This window comes from Candidatus Cardinium hertigii (genome assembly GCF_050864855.1).
Classification (GTDB): domain Bacteria; phylum Bacteroidota; class Bacteroidia; order Cytophagales; family Amoebophilaceae; genus Cardinium; species Cardinium hertigii_C.
Window position 1 is genome coordinate 1 of sequence record NZ_JBOZWW010000069.1, and the last position, 5,743, is coordinate 5,743.

At 33.9% G+C, this 5,743-nt stretch carries 3 protein-coding genes and 1 pseudogene; 1 reads left to right on the top strand and 3 read right to left on the bottom strand.

Annotated elements, in window-relative coordinates:
• Window positions 1-649: 649 nt before the first annotated feature.
• Entirely contained in the window at window positions 650-2,287 is a 1,638-nt protein-coding gene (locus ACRRVB_RS04900) for an AAA family ATPase (protein ID WP_432466838.1), read from the bottom strand.
• Between the two features lie 246 nt (window positions 2,288-2,533).
• Between ACRRVB_RS04900 and ACRRVB_RS04905 the strand changes: the two genes are divergently transcribed.
• Window positions 2,534-3,430, top strand: coding sequence for a tyrosine-type recombinase/integrase (locus ACRRVB_RS04905; protein ID WP_432466840.1), 897 nt, complete (start codon window positions 2,534-2,536; stop codon window positions 3,428-3,430).
• Between the two features lie 80 nt (window positions 3,431-3,510).
• On the opposite strand, the gene mobV is transcribed toward ACRRVB_RS04905, so the two are convergent.
• Together mobV and ACRRVB_RS04915 are read right to left on the bottom strand one after the other, a co-directional pair.
• Window positions 3,511-5,436 carry a MobV family relaxase gene (gene mobV, locus ACRRVB_RS04910; protein ID WP_432466841.1) on the bottom strand — a complete coding sequence of 642 codons (1,926 nt, stop codon included), beginning with the start codon at window positions 5,434-5,436 and terminating at the stop codon, window positions 3,511-3,513.
• A gap of 120 nt (window positions 5,437-5,556) precedes the next feature.
• Window positions 5,557-5,743, bottom strand: a pseudogene (locus ACRRVB_RS04915) (IS5-like element ISCca5 family transposase); the annotation flags it as partial.

Consider the following 5,743-nt stretch of genomic DNA (forward strand, 5'->3'; position numbering starts at 1 on the left):
GAATCGAATCAGATAACTGGAATAAAGGATGTTTCGGGTTAAGAAAACTAGATAAGCGTTGCTCAAACAAACGCTCAAGGCTATTATTTATTTTCTTAGATTTCATCCTTATTTTGCAAGCTTTTTATACAAAACAACTCTAAAACTGGTTATTAACCAATACAAATTTAACCATTTATTTGCTGATTAACAAATAATTATACAGTATTTCAGGACCGACTAATTATGCTGTTCAGTATGCTAATGCCTCCAATGATGCTGCTAAGAGTTCTATGCTTGCTTCTAGTTATGCTATTCGTAATTTGACGTCTGCTAAAGATTATGTTAAATAGAAAAGTAAGGTATAAATATAGGACCTTGAGAGAGAAGTGGCTTGGTTTCTTTGGTTTTGTGGATTAGTTTTCGATCCCTCAAATTTAAAACACAAAAAATCTTCCTTAAACTCAAAAATTAAATTCTAATCCAGAGTTCAGGTTAAACCATGGGAAATTCTTCTCCCTTTTGCTTGATTGTAGGTTAACAAAACCCAAACATACCGATTTTAGGTGGACACACTTTACGGAGTAAAGTATAGTGTGCTATACTATACCCCCTATAGTGAAATTTTTATATAAACTTTAGGGAAAAAAGTTTTAATAAGATATTGATTTTACGCTTCTAAATGTGCTTCTTGCACTTCACATTCCCAGTTATCTACCATTCTGGTCGATTCATTGAAGTTGATGCCTAATAGTATAATGACTTTTTGTCTGAGTAAGTAAGGTCTATAGTATTCATGCTCTTTGATTTGTGCTAAAGCTATTTTCCCACTAGATTTGTACTTAATTTCTATAATATATATGACCGTTTCTAATTCTAGAACGATATCTGCCCTCCCTTGACTGGATAATGCTTCACTGTGCATGTACATTTTTCTACCACCTAGAAAGCCCAACCCTTGCAATAGCATGTGCAGGTTACTATGGAATTGTTTTTCCTGTTTTGTATCAATGTAGTAAGGAAGAGTGGCAAAGGCCGTATTGATACTATCTATAAAGGTTTTGATTTTTTTACTGGCTAGTGCATGCCTGATCTTTTCTCTCTCTTGTATAAAATAATCCTTTATGCTCTTTTCTAGGCTATATCTTATACTCCTTTGAAAAGACTCTTCTATTTCTTTATTAGGGAATTTTAAGGTGTACAAACTACTAGCTTCATCATAGCTATCAATGGTTAAATAGCCCGTTTGAAACATTAATGATTTTAAACTAATCTCATTTCTACTCCCAGTATACATTAGCTCGTCTCTAGTTGCTTTGATTTGAAGATTGTCCATATTAAGCTCAAATCTATCAGGGTCTGCCAACATTTGGTTAATAAGTATAGTCGGGCTACCTGATTCATACCAGTAGTTCTCTAGTTTACCAGAATCTAAAAATCTTAGAGTAGACCAAGGATTATATACACTTGCTCCATCCTCATAAAACTTATAACCATTGTAATAAGTTGCAATGCGCCCCATCACTGCTGATTCAGTTATTTTTTTATTTTCTTTTTCACTCCATTTTTTAGCAATAGTTTCTAAGTTTTCTGAGAATATGGTTTCTATTTCTTCTTGGGTATATCCAAACATAGCATCAGAAGATGCATCAATAGTGATGTCTTTTAAATGATTGGCTCCTGAAAATACATCAGATAAACTAAATTTGCTTACACCAGTGATAAAAGTGAATTGAAAATGTTTATTGAGTGATTTTAAAGTCATAAAGAAATCTTTCATAACTTTTATATTAGCCTTTTCTAGGTCAGAGCCTTTTGGTAGATTCACAATTGGTGCATCGTATTCATCTATAAGGACTACTATTTTCGATGCATAATAGCCACTTAATTTAGTCATATCTTCAATTAAAGAAGAAACCTTTGTTTTTAAAACCTGACCTGTAAGAGTTAATTTGTATGATGAAGCAATACGCGTAAGTAAATCTTCTAAAGATAACTCAAGTAAATCAGGTGTATTATTATTTAACACTGAAAAGTCTAATCTAATCACAGGGTACTTTTTCCAGTCATACCCATTTTCTGGTTTACCTATATGACAATTTTTAAAAACTTCTTGTTCTCCGCTACATATAGTATCCAGTGTATCAATAAATAGTGATTTCCCAAATCTCCTAGGACGAGCTATGAAGATAGGATTTCTCTTTTCAATCAAATCTTGTGCATACCGAGTTTTATCTACATAATAGCCTGTTTCAATCACTGATTTAACATCTGAATACCCAATAGGTAGTGCATGTATCTTACGCATAGCTTATTTTTTTCTATTTCGTTTCTTTGGGAACCATCCTGATTCAATTTTACAGCTTTTTAACCTAAGTTTTGTATACAGTCTATTTTATTTATCCTGATCTTATTGTAATCTGCTTAAATGTATTGGTTCATTCATGTATTTATAAAATAACTTTAGAACATTTTTGTAAATATATATTACAAATATTGTATATTTAAGATCAAAATTTGATTGATAAAATACAAAAATGTCCATAAATAGATAATGAAAAACCAAGATATTTTACTATATAAATTTGAGCGCTATTTAACGACCAATCGAAAGGCAAGCCAGCATACGGTTATAGCTTATAAAACAGATCTCATCCAATTTGTAGACTACCTAGTAGACAATACAGATCGAAAAATACTTACACAAACAAATAGGAACGATATAATGGGGTGGATCGTCTCTTTAGTAAAAAGAGAACTAGACGCTTGCTCTATCAATAGAAAAATTGCAGCTATACGTAGGTTTTATACCTACTTACAAATCATGGATTATATTATCGATAATCCTACTTCCCTGATTCGATATTTCAGAACCAAAAGTATGTTACCGGTCTTTTTGCTAGAAAAAGAGCTATTATATTTCTTAGATCATTATCCATTTGATGCTACTTTTACTGGTTTACGCGACAAGTTAATATTAGAGCTTTTATATGGTACAGGTATGCGTTTGTCTGAGCTTTTGTCAGTTCGTAGAACCCACATTGATCTTGTAGATGGTACGATTCATATTCTAGGCAAGTGTCATAGATCCCGTATTATTCCTTTTCCAAAGCCTCTAAAACCAATCATACGCTCCTATTTGTCTAAAAAACGCAGATTGGGTCATGATGCTACTGAAGCATTATTGATAACAGGTCGGGGAAAGCCTTGTTACCCCAAGCTTATCTATCGCATCGTTAAAAAATACCTGTTGTCAAATGTTCAATCTAGTCGACACAGTCCCCATGTATTGCGCCATAGTTTTGCTACCCATTTGTTAAACAGAGGCGCTACGCTATTAAGTATTAGATCCTTACTAGGTCACGCAAATTTGGCTACTACTCAGAACTATAACCAGGTCCATTTTACACGATTAAAAGAGGTATTGAACAAGGCACATACCAGGGCCTAACTATTTATTGAGTTGTGTTAAATAGGCGCATTTAGAATTTTATATTTTATGATGAAAATCAACTATATAAATACATTTTGTTAAAGTTCTATTCCAATACTTTTATCGATAACTTCTTGCTTTCTTTTTGCCTTGTGCGCATCATCATCAATCGAGTAGTTTGATCGAACATCCCTAGCAATAGATCTCTGTAACTGTAGCAGGAAGTTAATCGTCTGACTGCCTAAGTTTTGTTGAAGTTGTTCATTCCAGTCTTTACCTGATTTTACAGCTATTTTAATGGGGGCTATGCCTACTGGTTTAGCCAGCTGATCTACCATCGTTTCTAGTTTTCTTCCCGCTTGATCTCCATCGAAAGCCAATACCACTTCTTGATTATTATGGCTAGCTCCTTCTAGTAGTTTACTGATTTCATTTGCTATACTGTTAGAAATAGTGCCACAAGTAGCGATATACATCGTACTATCTTTTTCTCCATACAACTGTTTATGGCTTAAGCCATCTATAGGGCTTTCTGTTATCACAATCTTTTCTACAGATACTTTAGCGCTACTTAATACAGCCAACCCACGAGAAAGACCTTTTTGAAAATATTGCTTACTCGATAGTCTACCCTCTTGATTCCTAAAAAACTGGTAAGAAATCGTGCTACACATTATCCCATTGCCATGACTGTCCAGTCCTTGGTACAAGCCAAATACAGCTTTTGTCCCTACTTGTAAAGATCTCCCAATATAAGGTTCATAGGTCGATGCTGCAATACCACGAGCCGTTAAGTAATTTTCTTCTCTTTTGTTTTCAATACCATAAAAGTATGCTTTTGCTAACTTTTCTTGTACCGATAGCTCTTTTAAATCATTGGATAACAAAAATTGATTTTTTAGCACCTGGTCATCCAAGTGAATGCTACTTAAACTTCGAATACAACGGTAACTAAATCCCCTATTTAGCATAAAATCCACTATCGTCCCTTTATCTTTATCATCTACTAAAGAGCTATACATCCAGTGGCCATGATTATTTAAGCTATTCTTAATCAATATTTTATCACCATCCTTGTGCATTACTGCCCATAATCTTGAGCTTTTATTTTTATCCAGTTCATAACCCATAGAGCATGCATGTTGTATTAAATTTACTTCTTGTTTGACACGATCTAAATCTGATCGTATATTGTCTTTTATAAGATTACTATAGGTTTTTTCTGTCTCTGTAGCTTTTATCTTTTGTTTTTCAGCTTCTTGAGCATACTGATACAGTTGACCAACAACCACTCGGTGGACTTGTTTGAAGTTTAATAAATGGGGTTGGGGTATGGCATCTTCGATTGATAGCCTCATGTTATTTTCTTTGTTAAGCGTATCCCTTTTAAACTGATCAATCGGTATATGGGTACGTCCCGTCAGATGTTGAGCTATGCCTCTACTCAAACCAAACCGCTCCATAGCGTGCGCATATTTATCTTGATAGGCCATCATCATGGTAGACCCGCCCATAAAGCTTTTGCCACTTAACCGGCCATCTTTACAGATGGGGACTACTACACAGTGTATATGAGGGGTCTTTTCATCTCTATGTAGCGTGAAGCGAACTATATTTTCCGATCCAAACGTTTGACACGCAAATTCATAATTCGCTTTTTTCCATTCATTGAATAATTTTTCATCTTGTTCTATTGATTTCATGCGTTCATGGCTACCGGTCAGTATAATTCCTAAAGCTTTAACCGCATCTTTTCTGATTGACTTATGCCCTTTGTACCCTGATGCTATTCTATCGTTAATATCTTCTATCAGACTTCCTTTTTTTAAAGGAGATAATTCTTCATTAAGACTCGTGAATTTGACGTCAATATGGGGGCCTAATAGTTCACCTATTGATGGATCTATACCGCTTTTAAAGCGTGTTGTATTTTCTGGTAAATTTTTTCTATCTATATGAGTGCCTATTCCTCTTATTTCTTTATATTTGGCTATATGCAGTATAGCATATTGTACACCTTCCATAGTCTATGGTTCATTAAGTATAAGATTAAATACATGGGAGATTTATGCCCCTTGTGACCAAGGGGTGTGCACAAAATGTGCACTATATAGTCGGCCCTGAAATATTATTTTTGAATAAATTTATTGAATGGATATTTCTTTATAATATATATGGTTTATCAGGCGCTCTATTTTTCTTACCCAAGATATAGGTATAACTGGTTTTGGATTAAGAATTTTAATTATATAGGTTTTAATTTATTTGACTGTGAGGGTATTAAGAATAATTTTCTTGTAATCAGTCGTAGGTTATGAGCAATAGCACATA